This window comes from Pseudomonas sp. LBUM1668, assembly GCF_059695715.1.
In genome coordinates, this window is record NZ_CP166787.1 from 2,478,933 (window position 1) to 2,498,618 (window position 19,686).

General features: G+C 59.2%; 17 protein-coding genes. 9 read left to right on the forward strand and 8 right to left on the reverse strand.

The features are described 5' to 3' along the window. Positions 1-124: 124 nt before the first annotated feature. On the reverse strand, positions 125-1,564 hold the full coding sequence (gene hydA / locus ACA061_RS11180) for a dihydropyrimidinase (protein ID WP_497301542.1): 1,440 nt from the start codon (positions 1,562-1,564) through the stop codon (positions 125-127). Positions 1,565-2,188: 624 nt separating this feature from the next. Here hydA and ACA061_RS11185 point away from each other — a divergent pair. The 6 genes from ACA061_RS11185 to ACA061_RS11210 all read left to right on the forward strand — a co-directional run bounded on the left by ACA061_RS11185 (position 2,189) and on the right by ACA061_RS11210 (position 9,340). Next, positions 2,189-3,673, forward strand: a complete 1,485-nt coding sequence (locus ACA061_RS11185; RefSeq protein WP_150616426.1) for an NCS1 family nucleobase:cation symporter-1 — start codon at positions 2,189-2,191, stop codon at positions 3,671-3,673. A gap of 135 nt (positions 3,674-3,808) precedes the next feature. Beyond that, a complete protein-coding gene (locus tag ACA061_RS11190) occupies positions 3,809-5,092 on the forward strand; it encodes a Zn-dependent hydrolase (protein ID WP_497301545.1) in 1,284 nt (427 codons plus the stop codon). A gap of 270 nt (positions 5,093-5,362) precedes the next feature. Beyond that, on the forward strand, positions 5,363-6,391 hold the full coding sequence (gene selD, locus ACA061_RS11195) for a selenide, water dikinase SelD (RefSeq protein WP_497301922.1): 1,029 nt from the start codon (positions 5,363-5,365) through the stop codon (positions 6,389-6,391). Position 6,392: 1 nt separating this feature from the next. Next, positions 6,393-7,163, forward strand: coding sequence for a sulfite exporter TauE/SafE family protein (locus ACA061_RS11200; protein WP_497292623.1), 771 nt, complete (start codon positions 6,393-6,395; stop codon positions 7,161-7,163). A 72-nt stretch (positions 7,164-7,235) separates the two neighbouring features. Further along, on the forward strand, positions 7,236-8,429 hold the full coding sequence (locus ACA061_RS11205; protein WP_497301547.1) for a cysteine desulfurase family protein: 1,194 nt from the start codon (positions 7,236-7,238) through the stop codon (positions 8,427-8,429). Further along, positions 8,429-9,340: a DHH family phosphoesterase gene (locus ACA061_RS11210; RefSeq protein WP_497301923.1), complete on the forward strand. Its 912-nt coding sequence runs from the start codon at positions 8,429-8,431 to the stop codon at positions 9,338-9,340. Before ACA061_RS11205 ends, ACA061_RS11210 begins: the two co-directional genes overlap by 1 nt. Positions 9,341-9,350: 10 nt before the next feature. Here ACA061_RS11210 and ACA061_RS11215 read toward each other — a convergent pair whose 3' ends face one another. Next, positions 9,351-10,121, reverse strand: a complete 771-nt coding sequence (locus ACA061_RS11215; RefSeq protein WP_497301549.1) for an alpha/beta hydrolase — start codon at positions 10,119-10,121, stop codon at positions 9,351-9,353. Between the two features lie 112 nt (positions 10,122-10,233). Here ACA061_RS11215 and ACA061_RS11220 point away from each other — a divergent pair, with 112 nt between their 5' ends. Then, entirely contained in the window at positions 10,234-11,178 is a 945-nt protein-coding gene (locus tag ACA061_RS11220; RefSeq protein ID WP_497301551.1) for an aldo/keto reductase, read from the forward strand. Here ACA061_RS11220 and ACA061_RS11225 read toward each other — a convergent pair. Next, positions 11,175-12,074 carry a LysR family transcriptional regulator gene (locus ACA061_RS11225; RefSeq protein ID WP_150604608.1) on the reverse strand — a complete coding sequence of 300 codons (900 nt, stop codon included), beginning with the start codon at positions 12,072-12,074 and terminating at the stop codon, positions 11,175-11,177. The genes ACA061_RS11220 and ACA061_RS11225 overlap by 4 nt on opposite strands. Positions 12,075-12,289: 215 nt before the next feature. Between ACA061_RS11225 and ACA061_RS11230 the strand changes: the two genes are divergently transcribed. Further along, positions 12,290-12,766 carry a (R)-mandelonitrile lyase gene (locus ACA061_RS11230; protein ID WP_150604609.1) on the forward strand — a complete coding sequence of 159 codons (477 nt, stop codon included), beginning with the start codon at positions 12,290-12,292 and terminating at the stop codon, positions 12,764-12,766. Between the two features lie 198 nt (positions 12,767-12,964). On the opposite strand, the gene paoC is transcribed toward ACA061_RS11230, so the two are convergent. The 4 genes from paoC to ACA061_RS11250 all read right to left on the reverse strand — a co-directional run bounded on the left by paoC (position 12,965) and on the right by ACA061_RS11250 (position 18,771). Beyond that, positions 12,965-15,163, reverse strand: coding sequence for an aldehyde oxidoreductase molybdenum-binding subunit PaoC (gene paoC / locus ACA061_RS11235; RefSeq protein ID WP_497301555.1), 2,199 nt, complete (start codon positions 15,161-15,163; stop codon positions 12,965-12,967). Continuing rightward, complete coding sequence (locus ACA061_RS11240) at positions 15,160-16,113, reverse strand: FAD binding domain-containing protein (protein WP_150618139.1); 954 nt, start codon at positions 16,111-16,113, stop codon at positions 15,160-15,162. Before ACA061_RS11240 ends, paoC begins: the two co-directional genes overlap by 4 nt. Then, the gene (gene paoA, locus ACA061_RS11245) at positions 16,110-16,784 is read right to left on the reverse strand and encodes an aldehyde dehydrogenase iron-sulfur subunit PaoA (protein ID WP_150605190.1); all 675 of its coding nucleotides are present in this window, start codon (positions 16,782-16,784) and stop codon (positions 16,110-16,112) included. The genes ACA061_RS11240 and paoA overlap by 4 nt, the downstream gene beginning before the upstream one ends. Positions 16,785-17,016: 232 nt before the next feature. Next, positions 17,017-18,771, reverse strand: coding sequence for an L-lactate permease (locus ACA061_RS11250; protein ID WP_497301924.1), 1,755 nt, complete (start codon positions 18,769-18,771; stop codon positions 17,017-17,019). Positions 18,772-19,014: 243 nt separating this feature from the next. On the opposite strand from ACA061_RS11250, the gene ACA061_RS11255 reads away from it, so the two are divergent. After that, on the forward strand, positions 19,015-19,221 hold the full coding sequence (locus ACA061_RS11255; protein ID WP_210555132.1) for a hypothetical protein: 207 nt from the start codon (positions 19,015-19,017) through the stop codon (positions 19,219-19,221). Between the two features lie 57 nt (positions 19,222-19,278). On the opposite strand, the gene ACA061_RS11260 is transcribed toward ACA061_RS11255, so the two are convergent. Continuing rightward, on the reverse strand, positions 19,279-19,554 hold the full coding sequence (locus ACA061_RS11260; RefSeq protein ID WP_150618141.1) for a hypothetical protein: 276 nt from the start codon (positions 19,552-19,554) through the stop codon (positions 19,279-19,281). Positions 19,555-19,686 lie beyond the last annotated feature (132 nt).

The window sequence follows — 19,686 nt, forward strand, 5'->3', positions numbered from 1 at the left end:
CGGGCATTGGTTTTTGTGGCGTTCGGGATGGCCTCATCGCTGGCAAGCCAGCTCCCACAGGGATCTATGGTGCTCACATAACCTTGTGGGAGCTGGCTTGCCAGCGATAGGCCGAAGGCCGCTTTCAGCGTTTCACAGCAACTGGCTTATGTTGCTCGGCCCGCTTGCTCAGCAAATCAAACACCGCCGGATACGCCGGTCGTTCGATGTACCGCCCGGCACCCCGTTCGGCGCGCAAGTCGCCATCGGCCCAGACCACCCGGCCCTGGCTGACGGTATGACTTGGCACACCGCGCACGGTCTTGCCTTCGAAGATATTGAAGTCCACCTGCTGATGGTGGGTCTTGGCGGAAATGGTCCGCGTGCCTTGCGGATCCCACAGCACCAGATCGGCATCGGCGCCGACGCGAATCGCGCCTTTGCGTGGGTAGAGATTGAAGATCTTCGCGGTGTTGGTGGAGGTCAGCGCGACAAAATCCTGCATCGAAAAACGCCCGGTATTCACCCCTTCATCCCATAACAGCGCCATTCGGTCTTCGATGCCTGCCGTGCCGTTGGGGATCTTGCTGAAATCGTCGCGCCCGGCGGCTTTTTGCTCGGCGCAGAAACAGCAGTGGTCAGTGGCGGTGGTGTGCAGATTGCCGTTTTGCAGACCCTGCCACAGCGCTTCCTGATGGCCGCGTGGACGAAACGGCGGACTCATCACGTAACCGGCGGCCGTTTGCCAGTCCGGGTGCTGATAGACACTGTCATCCAGCAATAGATGGCCGGCCAGAACCTCGCCGTAAACCGGTTGGCCCTTGCTGCGCGCATAGGTGATTTCGTCGAGGGCTTCTTTGGTTGAGACATGCACCAGATACAGCGGCGTGCCGATTGTTTCGGCAATGCGAATGGCCCGGCTCGCGGCTTCGCCTTCAACCTGCGAAGGACGCGACAGTGGATGCGCTTCCGGCCCGGTGATGCCCTGGGCCATCAATTTGCGTTGCAGGTGATAAACCAGCTCGCCGTTTTCCGCGTGCACGGTCGGCACCGCGCCGAGTTCCAGACAGCGCTCGAAGCTCGCCACCAGCGTGTCGTCGGCGGCCATGATCGCGTTTTTGTAGGCCATGAAATGCTTGAAGCTGTTGATCCCGTGATGGCTGACCAGCTCGGCCATTTCCTCGCGTACCTGCTCGCTCCACCAGGTGATCGCGACATGGAAGCCGTAGTCCGACGCCGATTTTTCCGCCCAGCCACGCCACTGATGAAACGCCTCCATCAGCGACTGCTGCGGATTGGGAATCACGAAATCGATGATCGAGGTGGTACCGCCGGCCAGACCCGCAGCGGTGCCGCTGAAAAAGTCTTCGCTGGCCACGGTGCCCATGAACGGGAGTTGCATATGAGTGTGTGGATCGATGCCACCAGGCATCAGGTATTGACCGCTGCCGTCGAGCACTTCGGCGTTGGCGGGAACATCAAGGTTTTCACCGATGGCTTTTATCACGCCGTCAGCGCAATAGACGTCGGCGCGATAACTTTCATCATGGGTAACAACGGTGGCGCCACGGATCAACAGAGACATTCCGAGTTCCTCGCAGGCATGACCGACTTGTGCCGGTTCTAAATGTTTTATTGATGTACAGCGGCGAAGGGCGTATTCCTGTCAGCGCTGTCAGGAATAGAAACTAGTCTCAGTTTTGCAATAGATCAAGATTATTTTTTATAAGCTTATATCTGATTTAAGTGACTGAAAAATAACGATAAAAACTATAAATCACCAAAATGGTGAGCCCGCTCACCATTTTGACGCACTTGACAGGATGGAAATATGGTCAAGATTTCTTATGTGAAATCAGCCGCTTGAAGTTGAGCTGCGGTTGATCGCTCACAAACAAAAAAAGTGCAGTGCACCAGTTTGAGTCCTGTCTGTTCGGACAACTTGCCAGGCGTTTAGCCTGAGCGCCCAGACAAGTTTCCGAAGGCTCACCCAGTGAATAATTAAAATCGAGCAATATCAGAAAGTTGCAATGCGTTTAATGCACGGCCCGAGCGCTGAGCGGAACACCCGGCACGTTTATTGATGCCGCCGCTGACACCATGGCCGGTGCATGAAAGTTGTCAGTTCCTCCGGCCATCGTCCGGCTCGCGCCCCATGCGCCAGCCGCCTGATGAGCAAAAAAATAATCAGAAGAACAGTGGAGCGGCCATGCAACAGATCAGATCGCAAGTGACCGAGCGCGACGGCTTGTTTGAGCTTGAAGCCGGCAGCGACGTCCTCGACAGTCCCCGTTACAACCACGACATGGCACCGACCAAGGTGCGCGAACGAACCTGGAACAAATGGCACATCACCGCATTGTGGGTAGGCATGGCGATCTGCGTGCCGACCTACACCCTGGGCGGCGTGCTCACGGCGTATTTCGGCCTGAGCGTCGGTGAAGCGTTGTTGGCGATTCTGTTCGCCAACGTCATCGTGCTGATTCCGCTGACGCTGAATGCTTTTCCCGGCACCAAGTACGGCATTCCGTTTCCGGTATTGCTGCGCTCCTCGTTCGGCATTCTCGGTTCCAACGTGCCGTGCCTGATTCGCGCGCTGGTGGCGTGCGGCTGGTTCGGCATTCAGACGATGTTTGGCGGATTGGCCATTCACCTGTTTCTCGGTTCGGTGTTCGAGGGCTGGAAATCCCTTGGCGGCACCGGCGAAGTGATTGGTTTCATGGTGTTCTGGGCACTCAACCTGTGGGTGGTGATCCGCGGTGCCGAGTCGATCAAGTGGCTGGAAACCTTGTCCGCGCCGCTGCTGGTCGCAGTTGGTATCGGCCTGCTGGTGTGGGCGATGCCCAATGTGTCGATGACCGAGCTGCTGGCGATCCCGCCGAAACGCCCTGAAGGTGCGAGCGTGGTCAGTTACTTCGCCGCCGGGCTCACCGCGATGGTCGGCTTCTGGGCCACGCTGTCGCTGAACATTCCCGACTTCAGCCGTTACGCCAAGAGCCAGAAGGATCAGATTGTCGGGCAGATCATTGGCCTGCCGCTGACCATGTTCCTGTTCGCCTCCCTCGGCGTGATCATGACGGCCGCGTCAGTGAAACTGGTCGGCGTGACGGTTGCTGACCCGGTCACCCTGATCGGCCACATTCAGAGCCCGGTATGGGTCGCGCTGGCGATGGCGTTGATCATCATCGCGACGTTGTCGACCAACACCGCTGCCAACATCGTCTCGCCGACCAACGACTTTCAGAACATCGCGCCGAAGGTCATCAACCGCACCAAAGCAGTGTTGCTGACCGGGCTGGTGGGACTGGTGTTGATGGCCCATGAGCTGTTGAAAAAACTCGGTCTGATCGTCTCCGACGTCAGCCTCGAAACCGTGTATTCGAACTGGCTGCTGGGCTATTCAAGCCTGCTCGGGCCCATCGCCGGGATCATGGTGGTGGACTATTTCCTGATCAAGAAACAACAACTGGACCTGGCCGGGTTGTACCGCGACGACGTTTACCCAGCGTGGAACTGGGCCGGGTTCGTCGCGTTTGGTGTGCCGGTGGTGCTGACCTTGCTGTCGCTGGGCAGTGATGCATTCAGTTGGTTTTACAGCTACGGCTGGTTCACCGGCTCGGCGTTGGGAGGAATCATTTATTACGGGTTGTGCGTGATGCGTGCGCAGCCTTCAGTCGTGAAATCGACGGTGTAGCGCAGGGCCTCATCGCGAGCAGGCTCACTCCTACATTTTGGAATGCGTCCCCCTGTAGGAGTGAGCCTGCTCGCGATAGCGGTTCACCCGACACCAGAAAAATATCCATAAGAAAAGCAGCCTGAGGAGATCCCCATGAACGCAGCTGTAGACGTTCTGCAATCGACCCATCAGCACATCAACCGCGACCGCTTGTGGGCGTCGCTGATGGAACTGGCCAAGCTCGGCGCCACGGTCAAGGGCGGTGTCTGTCGCCTGGCCCTGACCGACCTCGACCGGCAGGCCCGCGACCTGTTTGTGCAGTGGTGCAAGGACGCCGGATGCAGCGTCACGGTCGATGAAGTCGGCAACATCTTCGCCCGTCGCCCGGGGCGCAATCCGAGCCTGCCGCCGGTGATGACCGGCAGCCATATCGACACGCAACCCACCGGCGGCAAGTTCGACGGCTGCTTCGGTGTACTCGCCGGGGTCGAAGTGTTGCGAACGCTCAACGACCTCGGCGTGGAAACCGAAGCGCCGCTGGAAGTGGTGGTCTGGACCAACGAAGAAGGCTCGCGTTTCGCCCCGTGCATGATGGGTTCTGGCGTGTTCGCGGAAAAATTCACCCTCGAAGAAACCCTCGCCAAAGTCGATGCCGATGGCGTCACCGTTGGCCAAGCGCTGAATGCGATCGGCTATGCAGGGCCGCGCAAAGTCAGCGGGCACAAGGTCGGCGCCTATTTCGAGGCGCACATCGAACAAGGCCCGATTCTGGAAGACGAACACAAAACCATCGGTGTAGTGCTCGGTGCATTGGGGCAGAAATGGTTCGACCTCAAGCTGCGCGGCGTCGAAGCCCATGCCGGGCCAACCCCGATGCACCTGCGCAAGGATGCACTGGTTGGCGCCTCGGTCATCGTCGGCGCCGTCAACCGCGCCGCCCTCGGCCATCAACCCCATGCCTGCGGCACGGTCGGTTGTCTGCAAGCCTATCCGGGGTCGCGCAACGTCATCCCCGGTGAGGTGCGCATGACGCTGGACTTCCGCCATCTGGAACCGGCGCGCCTGGACTCGATGATCGCCGAGGTCAAGCAAGTCATCGAGGCCACCTGCGAAGAACACGGTCTGAGCTATGAACTGATCCCAACAGCGGATTTCCCGCCCCTGTACTTTGAAAAAGGCTGCGTCGACGCCGTGCGCAGTGCCGCCAATGGTCTGGGCTTGTCGAACATGGACATCGTCAGTGGCGCCGGCCACGACGCAATTTTCCTCGCTGAACTGGGGCCTGCCGGGATGATCTTCGTGCCGTGCGAAGGGGGCATCAGCCACAACGAAATCGAGAATGCCGCACCGGACGATCTGGCAGCAGGGTGTGCGGTGTTGTTGCGGGCGATGCTGGCGGCTTCGGCAATGGTGGCGGGCGGTAAAGTCGCTGCCTGAAGATCAAGAGATCGCAGTCTTCTGGAGCACCTATATGGGATTTCGTGTATCTCCGATAGAAGTGGTCAGAGACAGCGATCGTTTGCTGCGTATCCCGTTGACATCATTCGTACTTCGAATCCATTGTTTGCTGTCATATTTTCGTCATGAGACTGTGCGATTTTGCCTCTGCCTGAAACATGATGTAACAGGTTGGGCTGGGCTTAACGCTCTGTTTTTAAAGCGGAAAATGGATTCTAAGGAAGTGTGATGTCGACGTTTTGCCAGATTATGGATAAATCTGAAAGTGGCGGATGCGGGTGCAAGATCCCATCCATTGTATTGAGCAAAATCCTGTCCGAAACGACCGCGGCCAACACCGTGGCGGATGACAGGGTCGTGTTGGGTTTCGAGTCTTCCGATGATTGCGCCGTTTATGACAATGGCGATAATTTCCTGCTGTTTACTACCGACTATTTTTCCCCGATCGTCAATGATCCTTATGTGTTTGGCCAATTGGCCGCCAGTAATGCGGTGAGCGATATCTTTGCTTCCGGCGGCACACCATTGATCGCCAACTCGATCATGGCGTTCGATCCGCAACAGGTTCCGGTCGAACAGGTTACACAGATGATCCTCGGCGCACAGTCGGTGATGAACAAGTTCAATGTCAGCATCGTGGGCGGCCACACGATCAAGAACAGCCAGCCGCTCTACGGCTTCTCGATCATTGGTGAAGTGGAAAAACACCGTCTGAAGAAGAACAACACGGCCAAGGCAGGTGATGTGTTGGTCATGACCCGACCGATCGGCGTGGGCATCCTCGCCAATGCGTTGAAGGCGGGCATTATCGAGCAGACGGACCTGTCCGCACCAACGATGGCGCGGATCACCGCCGACAACGCATTCGGTCGCACACTCAGTGCAAGCATCGAGGTCAGCAGTCTGACCGACATTACTGGTTTCGGCCTGATCGGCCACATCAGCGAAATGGTTGGTTTGGGTGAGCTGGATGTCACGCTCGACACCGCTGCACTGACGTTTTATGACGACGCTGAATCCTTGGCAGTAGCCGTTACGTCCGCCGACAGTGGCGTTTTTGCCAACATCAGGAAGTATGCCCAGCACGTCGAATACCTCAGCGATCTACCCTTGGCCAAGAAGTTTCTGTTGCACGATCCGCAAACCAACGGCGGGTTGTTGTTCACCGTCAGTGAGGCGTGTCTGGCAGACAACCGTCAGGCGTGGCTGGCCGATTGTCCCGACCTGATGGTAATCGGGCGTGTGACGCACGGGGCGGGCAAGATCAAGGTCTGCTGAGATGACAGCTATGACGTTCTACCCGGTGATGATCGGTGTCGGGGTAATGGCCGGTTTCATGTCGGGTCTATTCGGTATCGGTGGAGGCATCATCGTGACGCCTCTGCTGGTGCTGGTTTATCCGATGCTCTGCGGTCAGAAGCTGCCGATTGAAGTGGTCACGGGCCTGTCCTCCGCACAAGGTTTTTTTTCTTCCCTGGTGTCGTTTGCGCTACACCGCGTCAGGTTTCAGCCTGATTGGCGAGTGATCAGAAGCTTTGCAATACCGATGGCCGTTGCAAATTTTTTTGCTTCGATCCATGCCGCAGCGTTCAGCGAAAACTTCATTCTGTTCGTCTTCGGTTTGTTGGGTTTGTTGTCGCTGCTGGTGACGTATCTGTTCCGCAAACCGGTGGCCATCCTATGCGACCACCCGGCGTTATCGTTACCGCTGACCGGGCTGGTGCTGGGGGTGTTGTGTGGTCTGGTCGGGCAGGGGGGCGGGTTCATTTATCTGCCGGTATTGATCAGTCTGTTCGGCCTGCAAATCAAGCAGGCCATTTCGACCTCGGCACTGATCGGCATCATTGGCGCCAGTGGCGCGTTGTTGGGCCGAGTGGGCACGTCGGAGCATTTTCTCGGTTACACCGGTGAACTGGTGATCGGGATTTTACTGGGGGGCTTTCTGGGGACTGCATTGTCTCACCGACTGGAGGCAAAACACCTGAAACGGGCGCTCAACGCCTTCGTGTTGCTGTGCTCGATCCAGCTCATGGCGCGCTTGATCGTGTAGCCAAAGAACGATTGCCCGTTTTCTCGGGCAGCATCCTGAATGACATAAAACAGAAAACTGGAAGTGTTTGATATGGATATCGCTGTAGATGCAATTTATGCCGACGTTTGTGGTTCGGCACCGGTCTCGCTGGGTGTCAGCAACATGCTGCAGGCGTTGTTTTCGACCCGCCAATGCGCCAACCCTAATGCCAACCATGCCCTCGGTGTGCAGTTGCTGGAGCGGGTGGAGCGGGCACGCGGCAGTATTGCCCGACTTTTGAACGTCGATACTCAATGCCTGATTTTCAACAGCGGTTCCAGCGAAGGATGCGCACAGGTATTTCATGATTTTTTCGAGCGCTACCGACAGGATCGACCTGTAGTGCTGTATTCGGCAATCGAGCACGCCTGCACGCTGCAAAACATCAAGCGATACACCCTGGAAGGTCTGCACGCCGTCGCGATCGGGCATGACCGCAACGGTCTGCTTGACGTCGACCAGTTGCAGCGAGAACTGCTCGCCCATGTCGGGCGGCCGACGCTGGTTTGTGTAATGGCTGTGCATAATGAAACGGGCGTGGTTCAGCCGCTCGAAACCATCGCACGGAGGGTCAAGGCTCAAGGTGCCTTGCTGTTCTCGGACATGACTCAGGCGATTGGCAAGATACCGGTGGATCTACAGGCTTGCGGTGTGGATTTCGCCATTGCCTCGGGACACAAATTCGGCGCATTGCCCGGTGCGGGATTTCTGTATGCGAAAAATCGTTACGCACTGTCGCCATTGATTGCCGGTGGTGGTCAGGAAGGCGGGCTGCGTGGTGGTACTCAGAACTATCCCGGCATTTTGTCGATCGAGACGGCATTGCATGAGAAACACGCCAAGTTCGCTACGGGAAAATCCCCGGCAGAACAGGCACGGGAGACTTTCGAAGACAAACTGCAAGCGATGCTGGGTGAGTCAGTGGTGATCGGTCAGCAAGCCGCGCGCGTACCGTGTGTGAGTTTTATTGCGATGCCTGGGATCAACACCAAAAAACTGCAATGGGCCTTGAATAACCAGTCGATCTACATCACCGGCGGGTCTGCTTGCTCGGACAAGAAAAACAACCTGTCCAATACCGTCACGCAACTGGGCTTCCCTGACCGAGTCGCCGGGAGCACCGTGCGTATTTCCATTGAGGAAGAACAGTGTCAGCTTGCTTATGCGCGAATCCTGGCAGGCATCGCCAACGCGCTGAATCTGGCGCTTGAGGAAACGGCGCCGCAACAATGGGAGCAGGTCTGATGAGGTGCGTGACGTCCGGATCGGCTTATCTGGATATTGACGCGTACGCTTGCTGCATAGCCTATGCGCAACTGCTGAACCTGCAGGGTATTGAAGCCCTGGCGGTCAGTAGTGCGCCGCTCAACGCCAGCATCTGCGACAGCGTGCTCGGTGGGCATGTACTGCTGGATTGCTATGTGCCGCAGATGGGGGATGAATTCGTGCTAGTGGATGTCTCGGACTATCACCATTTTGACCCGGTCGTAGTGCTAGATCAGGTAGTGGAAGTCATTGATCATCATCCAGGTTACGAGGCTCACTGGTCGCACAAACTTGGATCAGCCGCTGACATACGCCCGATAGGCGCTGCCGCTACTCAGGTTTTCCAGCGCTGGCAGACGGCTGGACTGTTGCCGCAGATCAGCGAGCAAAGCGCCGCATTATTGGCCACGGCGATTCTGGATAACACGCTCAATTTCACCGGGCAGATGACCACGGCGGCCGACATTGAGGCGTATGCCGAACTCGCTCCTCTGGCGAAACTGAGTCCAGACTGGCCGGAACAATATTTCCTTGAATGCCAAGCCAACATTGAGGGAAACCTTACAGGTGCGTTGGCCGCTGACTTGAAACGCATGAGGCCCGAAAGCAATTTGCCGCAGGTCTTCGCGCAAATGACGGTATGGGATGCCGACGCCTTACTGCACAAACACCGTCCGACGTTCAGCCGCTGGATGGCAGGGCAGGGCGATGACTGGTTGCTGAATGTCATCGGTATTCGCGACCGAAAAAGCTGTCTTCTGGCCGAATCCACTCTCACCCAACAAAAGCTGAATAACCTGTTGTCACTCGATTGGCAGGCTGGAATTGCAGTTTTAAAGCCTTCAATTCTGCGAAAAGAGTTGTTGAAGCTGGGCCTGACAGCTTGCTGATAAACCACCCTCACCGATTCAACACATCCCCCATCCACTGTAAATACTCCCCCCGCTCGGAAATCGAGTTGTGCCCCGAAGCCGGCACAACCTTGAGCAGCGCAACACCTTTGGGGAAACTGCCCAGCAGCCGCTCGGTGCTGGCGCGGGGAATCACCTCGTCATCACTTGCCGCCAGCAACAACGTCGGCACGCGGATATGCGCGGCGTATTTGCCTGACTCGAAGCGATCCTTGAGCAGCCACTTTACCGGCACCCATGGATATTGCCGCGCGGCGATTTCTTCGAGGCTGTTGTAGGGCGTGACCAGAATCAACTGCTGCACCGGACGTTGACTGGCCAGGCGAACGGCGACACCCGAGCCCAGGCTGCGTCCAACCACGGCGATCTGCGCATGGCTGGCATACACCTGATCGAACAGTGCCAAGGCATCTTCGGCAATCGCCTCTTCGGATGGCGAACCACCGCTGCCGGCGAAGCCTCGGTAATTGAGCAGGTACAACGCGTACTCGGGAAATGCTTCAGCGAACTCCGGCAAGTTGCGCGACACGTCCTCGGCATTGCCGCCGAAATAGATCAACGCACGCGGGCCGACGCGTTCGCGGGTGGTGACCCAGATATCCGCGTCCGGCATCGACAGTTTCAGCCGCGAATCCTGCAAATCGACGGCGCTCGGCTGCGGAAAATAGATCAGCGAGCGCTGAAAAACGAACAACGCCGCGCACAGCACCAGGTAGGCGGCGACGATCAATGCGACGAGTGACATCAGGGTTCGGGACATTCGGCTACTTTTAACGGGGTAAGCAGGTTCGCTGTCGCAGTGTAGTCCAGCGCTGGCAAGCGGCAGCCTGCGCACACAACGTGCAACAGATCCGCACAGCAGGGGAACCAGCATGAGCCACACTGAGGGTTACTCTCGTCGCCGATTGCTCACGCTGGCTGCCGGCGTTTCGGCGGTGTTCACCTTTGATCGGGCGTTGGCCAATGCCACGTCGTCCGCCGCTTCCGGAGGCCAAGCCATGCAGACCCGTGCCATCCCATCCAGCTCCGAGTCCCTGCCCATGGTGGGTCTGGGCACCTACCGCGGCTTCGACGTCGCGCCGGGCGATCCAGCCTATCGGCAACTGCCGGCGGTCCTCGACGAACTGTTCGCCAAGGGTGGCACTGTGGTCGACAGCTCGCCCATGTATGGCCGCGCCGAAGAAACGACCGGCGAACTGCTGTCGATCCACGAACCGCGCTCGCCGGCATTTTTGGCGACCAAGGTGTGGACGAGGGGACGTGAGGAAGGCATCGCGCAGATGGAGCAGTCGTTCAGTCTGTTGCGTACCGAGCGTATCGACCTGATGCAGATTCACAATCTGCTCGACTGGCAAACCCACCTGCCAACCCTGCGCGAATGGAAGGAGCAGGGACGCATTCGCTACATCGGCATCACTCACTACACGTCGTCCGCTTATGACGAAGTAGAAGCGGTGCTGAAAGCCGAGCAACTGGACTTCCTGCAAATCAACTACGCCCTCGATGACCGTGGCGTGGAAAAACGCATCCTGCCGCTGTGCCGTGAGCGTGGGGTGGCAGTGATCTGCAATCGGCCGTTTGGTGGTGGTGGCTTACTTGCCCGGCTCAAGGGCCAACCCCTGCCAGCCTGGGTGTCGGACGTGCAGGTCAACAGTTGGCCGCAGTTGGCGCTGAAGTTTTTGCTGGCGCACCCCGCGGTCACTTGCGTCATTCCCGGTACCGGTAGCCCGCGCTACATGGCGGATAACGTCAAGGCCGGGTTCGGGCCGATGCTCACCGATGCGCAGCGGCATCAGTTGATTGCGTTGGTGCGTTAGTTTTCACCGCGAAACCGCAACGCCTCCAGCAACAACGCAAACGCCGGTGCCGCCTGCCGCCGGCTCGGGTAGTAGAGGTGATAACCGGCAAACGTCGGGCACCAGTCTTCCAGCACTTGCACCAGACGACCCTCGGCCAGATGTTGCGCGACGAGGTTTTCCGGGATGTAGCTCAAGCCGAAACCATCCAGTGCGGCATCGAGCAACGGGTAGACGCCGTTCAAGGTGATTTGCCCGGACACCCGCACGTTCAAGCTTTCGCCGTCCTTTTCGAATTCCCAGGTGTACAGCCCGCCGTTGGTGGGCAGGCGCAGGTTGTTGCAGGCGTGCTCGGTCAGATCGCGCGGGGTATTTGGCGCTGAACGAGTGGCAAAGTAGGCCGGCGAACCGACGACGGCCATGCGCATGTCCGGGCCGATGCGGGTGGCGATCATGCCTTGCGCCACGTCTTCACCCAGACGTACACCGGCATCGAAACCCTGGCCTGCGATATCGACGAAGCCGTAGTCGCAGCAGATCTCAACGGAAATGTCCGGGTATTGCGGCAGGAATGTCTTGAGCACCGGGCGCAGCAGCCAGTCCAGCGAATGGTCGGTGGCGCTGATGCGAATCTTGCCGGCCGGGGTGTCGCGCAGGTTGCTCAGGGCGGCGAGTTCCTGCTCGATCTCTTCGAAGCGCGGGCCGACGGTTTGCAGCAGATGTTCGCCGGCCTCGGTGGGGGAGACGCTGCGGGTGGTGCGGGTCAGCAGGCGCAGGCCGAGGCGTGCTTCGAGGGCGCGAATGGTATGGCTGAGCGCCGACTGCGAGACGCCGAGCTTGGCCGCGGCTTTGGTGAAACTGCGCTCACGCGCTACGGCGAGGAAGGCGAGCAGGTCGCTGGCGTTTTCACGAAGCATTGATCAGTTTCCTGCATAAGTTTTTTCAGATTCTAGTCGATTATCTAAACAGTACGGCCCGGTAAAGTGAACGCACGTCTCGTGTAGGCGCTGGCGCAGGCTGCGATCTTTTGATCTTGCTTTTCTGCGGGTCAAGATCAAAAGATCGTCCGATCGCGGCCCGAGCCTTCGGCAGCTCCTACAGGGGGGATGGAATCATTTTTCTGGAGAATGTCATGAACCCGATTGCTGCCTCTGCGCTGACTCTTTCCTTGCTCGCTGGCGATGTTCAGGCCAATGAACCCGCGCGTGTGACCGTGACTCCCAATGGCTCGCAACCTTCGGCCAAGGGGCCGAGTGACTGGTTTGTCGGCACGGTGCGCGTCGATGCGCCGTTCAAGGGCACCGACGAGGCGCGAGTCAGTGGCGCCACGGTGACCTTTGAACCCGGCGCACGCACGGCGTGGCACACCCATCCGTTGGGTCAGACGCTGATTGTTACTGCCGGTTCAGGTTTTGTGCAGGAATGGGGCCAGCCGATTCGCGCGATTCGGCCCGGCGACACGGTGTGGATTGCACCGGGGGCCAAGCATTGGCATGGCGCAGCACCGACGACGGCGATGACGCATATCGCCATTGCTGAAGTGCTGGACGGCAGTGTGGTGGAGTGGATGGAGCAGGTGAGTGAGGCGCACTATCCGCGCACCGAGTGACCCGATGACCCTCACCCCAGCCCTCTCCCGGAGGGAGAGGGGGCCGACCGAGGTGTCTGGCACTATGCATCGACCTGAAACAACGATGTCGATTATGGATTCACAACTGAACGTTCAAGTCGGCGTACCTCTCGAACATCCCCGAATCGGTCCCCTCTCCCAGTGGGAGAGGGTTAGGGTGAGGGGCTCTTCAGGTCTTCAGATCATCGCCGGCAACGAATCGAGAATCTTGTCCAGCGTGATCGGATACTCGCGCACCCTTGCTCCGGTGGCGTTGTAGATCGCGTTGGCCACCGCCGCACTCACCCCGCAAATCCCCAACTCACCGACACCCTTGGCCTTCATGGGCGAGGAAATCGGGTCTGTTTCATCAAGGAAAATCACCTCCTGATGCGGGATGTCGGCATGCACCGGCACTTCGTATCCGGCCAGATCATGGTTGACGAAGAAACCGAGTTTTTTATCGACCGCCAATTCCTCCATCAACGCCGCGCCAACGCCCATGGTCATCGCGCCGATCACCTGACTGCGCGCCGCTTTCGGATTGAGAATCCGCCCGGCCGCGCACACCGCGAGCATACGCCGCACGCGGACCTCGCCCGTCGCCGCATCCACCGCTACTTCGACGAAGTGCGCGCCAAATGTCGACTGCTGATACTGCTTCTCGAGGTCGGCGAATTCGATGCTGTCTTCAGCCACCACCTCACCATTTTTCGCCGCATCACGCAGCGCGACGGTTTTGCCGCCGACCCGCACCTGACCGTCAACAAACTCAGCCTGATCTGCCGCCATCCCCAATTTTCCAGCGATCGCCTCACGCAATTTCACGCACGCGGCATACACGCCGGCAGTCGAGCAATTGCCGCCAAACTGGCCGCCGGAACCCGCCGACACCGGGAAATTTGAATCGCCCAGCCGCACCACGACATCGTCAATGCCTACGCCCATCATTTCCGCAGCCGTCTGCGCAATGATCGTGTAGCTGCCGGTGCCGATATCGGTCATGTCGGTTTCTACAGTGATCTTGCCATCACGCTCCAGCCGCACCCGCGCGCCGGACTTCATCAACAGGTTGTTGCGGATCGCCGCGCCGACGCCCATGCCGATCAGCCAGCGACCTTCGCGACGGCTGCCGGGTTTGGCGTTGCGCTTGTCCCAGCCGAATTTCTCGGCGCCGGTCTGCAGGCACTCGATCAAGCGCCGTTGCGAGAACGGACGCTCGGTTTTCACCGGATCAACCTGAGTGTCGTTGAGAATGCGGAACTGCACGGGATCAAGTTTGAGCTGTTCGGCCATTTCGTCCATGGCGATTTCCAGTGCCATCAATCCCGGCGCTTCGCCGGGGGCACGCATGGCGTTGCCTTCAGGCAGATCCAGCGGCGCCAGACGCATGGTCACCTGACGATTTTGCGCCGCGTACAGCAACTGACTCGGCTGCGCTGCGACTTCAACCTTGCCCTCCGCGAGATTGCCCGACCAGCCTTCATGCGCGATGGCGGTGAGCTTGCCGTCCGCCGTGGCGCCCATGCGGATGCGCTGGATGGTGGCGGGGCGATGCGTGGTGTTGTTGGCGACCTGCGGGCGGGCGAGGGCGACTTTCACCGGTCTGCCGGCCATGCGCGCACCGAGGGCCGCGAGGATCGCGTCGGCGCGAATAAACAGTTTGCCGCCGAAACCGCCGCCGATGTAAGGCGAGATCAAGCGGACTTTTTCCTTGGGCAGACCGAGGGTTTCGGCGATGTCGCCGACGCTCCAGGCGATCATCTGGTTCGATGTCCACAGCGTCAGTTGATCGCCTTTCCACGCGGCCAGCGTCGCGTGGGGTTCCATCATCGCGTGGGACTGGTCGGGGGTGGTGTAGGTCTGGTCGAATTGCACCGGGGCGCCGGCGAAAGCGGTCGCGAAATCGCCGTGGGTGACGTCGGGCATTTCTTCTTTCTGCTCGACGCCTTTGTCACGCACGCTGGCCAGATCGAACTCGCCTTTGCTCGCGACGTAATCGACCTTGACCAATTGTGCGGCGGCGCGGGCCTGCTCGAAGGTCTCGGCAACCACCAGTGCAACGGCCTGGTGATAGTGCTGAACCTCGGGCCCGGCCAACAAGTGCGCGGCGTTGTACTGGCCCTTGCCAAGCTTGCCGGCATTGTCGGCGGTGACGATGGCCAACACGCCGGGCGCAGCTTTTGCGTCGGCGAGCTCAATGTGGCTGATGCGACCCTTGGCGATGGCCGAACCGACCATGAAACCGTAGGCCTGATTGGCCACGGCCTCATGCTGTTCGTAAGCGTAAGGCGCCTGGCCGCACGTTTTCAGCTTGCCTTCGATGCGATCGGTCGGCTTGCCGATCACCTTCAATTGATCAATCGGATTGGTCGTGGCGGGCGTGTCGAATTTCATGCTTCTTCCCTCGCTTGCGCCAACACCGAACCGAGCGTGCGCTCGACCAGAGTCAGTTTGAATTGGTTGTCGTGGCTCGGCGTGGCGCCGTCGAGCAGGCGTTCGCTGACGGCTTTTGCGCCCTTGGGCAGCAATGCGTCAGCCGCTTCCACGCGCCACGGTTTCGGCGCAATACCGCCGACTGCGACGCGACCGCTGCCGTCCTTTTGCAGGATCAAACCCACGGACACGAGGGCAAACGCGTACGACGAGCGATCACGTACCTTGTGATAGATGTGGGTGCCGCCCACCGGTGCAGGCAAGGTCACGGCCGTGATGAATTCGCCGGCGCCGAGGCTGGTTTCGATGTTCGGCGTGTTGCCCGGCAACAGATGAAAATCCGCCATGGCGATGCTGCGAGTGCTGCCATCGGGTTTCACCGTTTCAATCTGCGCATCGAGCGCGCGCATGGCAATCGCCATGTCACTCGGGTGTGTCGCGATGCAGGCATCGCTGACGCCGATGATCCCCAGTTGTCGGGTGACCCCGCCAATTGCCGAACAGCCACTGCCCGGATTGCGTTTGTTGCAGGCCTGATTTGTGTCGTAGAAGTACGGGCAGCGGGTGCGTTGCAACAGGTTGCCGGCGGTGGTCGCCATGTTGCGCAACTGGCCGGAAGCGCCGGCGAGCAAGGCGCGGGACAGCAGTGCATAGTCTTTCCTGACCCGGGCGTCGGCGGCCAGATCGGTGTTGCGCACCAGCGCGCCGATGCGCAAACCGCCCTCGGGTGTGGCTTCGATCGTGTCCAGGCCCAGGTGATTGACGTCGATCAGGTGCAGCGGAGTTTCGATGTCGAGTTTCATCAGGTCGAGCAGGTTGGTGCCGCCGGCGATGAACTTCGCGCCCTCTATCTGCGCCGCTTGTGCAGCGGCGGCGGGGGAGTCGGCACGTGTGTAATTGAACGGTCTCATGCCGGCACCTCCGCGACTTCAGTGATGGCTTCGATGATGTTCGAGTAGGCGCCGCAGCGGCAGATATTGCCGCTCATGCGCTCCTGGAATTCGGAAGCAATCAGCTTTGGCGACTCGGTCAGGCTGGGGCTGACGTGGCTGGGAATGCCGTCGCGGATTTCCTTGATAACCGCGACTGCCGAGCAGATCTGCCCCGGCGTGCAGTAACCACATTGATAGCCATCGTGCTTGATGAACGCGGCTTGCATCGGGTGCAGGTTGTCCGGCATGCCGAGGCCTTCGATGGTGGTGATCTCACTGCCTTCGTGCATCACCGCCAATGTCAGGCATGAGTTGATCCGCCGACCATCGGCGATCACCGTGCACGCACCGCACTGGCCGTGGTCGCAGCCTTTTTTGCTGCCGGTCAGGTGCAGGTGTTCACGCAGCGCGTCGAGCAGGGTGGTGCGGTTGTCGACTTCAAGGGACTGGGGTTTGCCGTTGACTTGAAGGGTCACTTTGTTCATGGCCGGTTGCTCCAGGTTGGCGGCGTAGGCCTTGAGGCTGATGAATGGCGGCATCGCGAACGCCGTTGCGGTCACGGCGCCGAGAATCAAAAATTTACGTCGGGAAATCGGCATGGTTCGATTCCTTTTTCTCTCAATCAGGCGGCAGGGCTGTGAATGGCCCATAGGGGCTTGCCGGCATGTTTGCCAGTCTCGTTCTAGGAGTGACCGCTGGAGAGAGGAAAAGGTTTTTGCGGATTTTCGCTATAGAGTTATTTGCTCAGCTCATGAATCGCCAGATACGCAAAATCCCCTGTAGGAGCTGCCGAAGGCTGCGATCTTTTGACTTTGCGCTTTTAAGATCAAAAGCAAGATCAAAAGATCGCAGCCTTCGGCAGCTCCTACACACGGGGTGCGTTCAGTTCCCGCCGACGACCATGCGGGTGAATGGTGAAACGTAGGCCTGCAACGTCACCAACCCACCCACCAGAATCGCCAGCACAATCGAGTGGAAGAACACGTAACGCAGAATCTCGCCCTCATGCCCATACCAACGGGTGGCGGTCGAGGCGACCACAATCGACTGCGCATCGACCATTTTGCCCATGACCCCACCGGAACTGTTGGCCGCCGCCATCAGTACCGGGCTGATGCCGAGCTGTTCCGCCGTCACCCGTTGCAGTCCGCCGAACAGCACGTTGGACGCGGTGTCGGAACCGGTCAACGCCACCCCTAGCCAGCCGAGCAGGGTGCCGAACATCGGGTAGAAAATCCCCGTCGCCGCGAACGCCAGGCCCATGGTTGCGTCCAGGCCCGAGTAGCGCGTGAGAAACCCCAGCGCCAGCATCGCCGCGATGGTGATCAGCGAAAAACGCACCACCCACAGCGTGCGCAGGTATTGCTTGATCAGCTGCGGGATCGAATAGCCCATCAGCAAACCGCCGACGATCGCCGCCAGCAAAATTCCGCTGCCGGTGCTGGTCAGCCAGGTGAACTTGTAGACTGCCTCTTCGGTTTTTGGCGTCGGCACCACGGGTGGCACTTTCTCGACTTGTTGATGCAGCGTCGTGAACACGATGGCCGGGGCGAAGATCGGGTTGGCCTCGCGCATCGGCTTGCCTTGCGGATCGAGCTTGGCCGATTGTGTGACCGGATCAATCGCCGGCCGGGTGTCAAACAGATTTTTGAAGCCCTGCGTGCCCCAGGCAAACACGAACACGGTGAGAATGAACCACGGCATCCACGCGCGCATCACGGCCGGGCGCGCCTGATCGCTGAACGCGGCGCTGGCGGTGACTTTTTCTTCATCGACTTTGGAGTTGTCGACCCTGCCCGATAGCGCCGCCGAGGTGTGAATGGTCGCCGGTTTCCAGACCTTCAGGAACAGCGTCAGGCTGGCCATGGAAATCAGCGCGGCGATCACGTCCACCAGCATCGGGCCGTGGTAGTTCGATACCAGAAACTGCGGCACGGCGAAGCTGACGCCCGCGACCAGAATCGCTGGCCAGACCTCGAGCATCTTGCGCCATCCGGCGAACGCCCAGATCAGCCAGAACGGCACCAGCACCGAGAAGAATGGCAGTTGCCGACCGACCATCATCGACAGCTCCATCTCATCCAGACCGGTGACTTTGGCGAGTGTGATGATCGGTGTACCGAGTGCGCCAAAAGCTACCGGTGCCGTGTTGGCGATCAGTGCCAGGCCAGACGCGGCCAATGGCGAAAAACCGAGGCCGATGAGGATCGCCCCGGTTACCGCCACCGGTGTACCGAAACCTGCCGCACCTTCGAAGAAAGCACCGAAGCAAAAAGCGATCAGCAACAGCTGCAAGCGGCGATCATCGGTGATCCGCGCCAGCGAATCCTGCAGCACTTTGAACGAACCGTTCTCGGTGGTCAGGCGATGCAGAAAGATGATGTTGAGCACGATCCAGCCGATTGGCAGCAAGCCATTGGCGGCGCCGAACAGTGCCGCCGACCCGGCCATGGAGGCGGGCATGCCGAACGCGAAGATCGAGATCAGCAGCGCCGATGCCAGCGCCAGCAGCGCCGCCAGATGCGCCTTGACGTGAAAGAACGCTAGCGCCGCCAGCATCACCACCACCGGGACGGCGGCCATGAGCGTGGAAATCACCGGATTGCCGAACGGGTCGTAGATTTGCTGCCAGACCATGGTCCACCTCTGCTTGTTGTTATTGAGGGTGCAGATCCATTGCATGGGGTTGGGCTGCAAGCAGTATAGGTGGCATTTCGCCGTCGTTCGGGATGGGCGGGCGAGGCGATAAACGGTCATTAGTGGCCACTGAATCATCGCTGTTTTACCCGGTCGTATTGACGGCTGCGCGCACCGCGTCCTGAAGGCGAGGGCAGCGTGGCCGATTCCGTCGTCAAGACCTTGGTTTTAGGGAAGTGTTGAATGAAGCGCGCTACAACGATGCTGCTGACCGTTACCGCCGCCGTATTGCTCGGCGGCTGTGTGGCGGATTTTGATAATGACCACCGCCACGGCCGGCATTACGACCGCGACCATGGGCGCCATTACGACAATGATCGGCGCTGGGATGACCGCGATGACGACCGCCGCGATGGCCGTCGCTATCACCGCGATCGGGATGATGATTGATTGAACACAAGAGGGCGTTCCCGCAAAGGAACGCCCTCGTTCATTAGCCCTCGGTCATCAAATAAAACGAGCGCTCGCCTGGACGCGGGAACGCGCAGGCACAGAGGCCTCGAGATCCAGCAAATGGGTGGCGAGGATGTCGCTCAGAAAGCGGAACTGATCGTTGATGCCGACCACTTCATTACTGAAATGATTGGTCGCGGCGGGCATCAGCAGATCTTCGAAATCTTCGTTGAATACCAGTGATTGTGCCTTGTGCGACACAACTTGCTGGTCGTAGTAGTTGCTGCCGAACACCGGAAAACTCACGGAGAGTGCGATGGTGTGAATCATGATGTGAACTCCTCGTTGCGGTTCGGATGTGGCAATCGTGCCCTTCGTGGGCGGCAGACGGAAGGTGATCGTGGCGATGGTGAATATCGACGGCATTGATGGTCGAGTTTTGCGGCGCTTTGGCTGGCCCCA

Bases quoted from the DNA above. Each gene is read 5' to 3' on its own strand.
- hydA (WP_497301542.1), bottom strand. From the start codon at position 1,564: ATGTCTCTGTTGATCCGTGGCGCCACCGTTGTTACCCATGATGAAAGT.
- ACA061_RS11185 (WP_150616426.1), top strand. From the start codon at position 2,189: ATGCAACAGATCAGATCGCAAGTGACCGAGCGCGACGGCTTGTTTGAG.
- ACA061_RS11190 (WP_497301545.1), top strand. From the start codon at position 3,809: ATGAACGCAGCTGTAGACGTTCTGCAATCGACCCATCAGCACATCAAC.
- selD (WP_497301922.1), top strand. From the start codon at position 5,363: ATGGATAAATCTGAAAGTGGCGGATGCGGGTGCAAGATCCCATCCATT.
- ACA061_RS11200 (WP_497292623.1), top strand. From the start codon at position 6,393: ATGACAGCTATGACGTTCTACCCGGTGATGATCGGTGTCGGGGTAATG.
- ACA061_RS11205 (WP_497301547.1), top strand. From the start codon at position 7,236: ATGGATATCGCTGTAGATGCAATTTATGCCGACGTTTGTGGTTCGGCA.
- ACA061_RS11210 (WP_497301923.1), top strand. From the start codon at position 8,429: ATGAGGTGCGTGACGTCCGGATCGGCTTATCTGGATATTGACGCGTAC.
- ACA061_RS11215 (WP_497301549.1), bottom strand. From the start codon at position 10,121: ATGTCCCGAACCCTGATGTCACTCGTCGCATTGATCGTCGCCGCCTAC.
- ACA061_RS11220 (WP_497301551.1), top strand. From the start codon at position 10,234: ATGAGCCACACTGAGGGTTACTCTCGTCGCCGATTGCTCACGCTGGCT.
- ACA061_RS11225 (WP_150604608.1), bottom strand. From the start codon at position 12,074: ATGCTTCGTGAAAACGCCAGCGACCTGCTCGCCTTCCTCGCCGTAGCG.
- ACA061_RS11230 (WP_150604609.1), top strand. From the start codon at position 12,290: ATGAACCCGATTGCTGCCTCTGCGCTGACTCTTTCCTTGCTCGCTGGC.
- paoC (WP_497301555.1), bottom strand. From the start codon at position 15,163: ATGAAATTCGACACGCCCGCCACGACCAATCCGATTGATCAATTGAAG.
- ACA061_RS11240 (WP_150618139.1), bottom strand. From the start codon at position 16,113: ATGAGACCGTTCAATTACACACGTGCCGACTCCCCCGCCGCCGCTGCA.
- paoA (WP_150605190.1), bottom strand. From the start codon at position 16,784: ATGGGCCATTCACAGCCCTGCCGCCTGATTGAGAGAAAAAGGAATCGA.
- ACA061_RS11250 (WP_497301924.1), bottom strand. From the start codon at position 18,771: ATGGTCTGGCAGCAAATCTACGACCCGTTCGGCAATCCGGTGATTTCC.
- ACA061_RS11255 (WP_210555132.1), top strand. From the start codon at position 19,015: ATGAAGCGCGCTACAACGATGCTGCTGACCGTTACCGCCGCCGTATTG.
- ACA061_RS11260 (WP_150618141.1), bottom strand. From the start codon at position 19,554: ATGATTCACACCATCGCACTCTCCGTGAGTTTTCCGGTGTTCGGCAGC.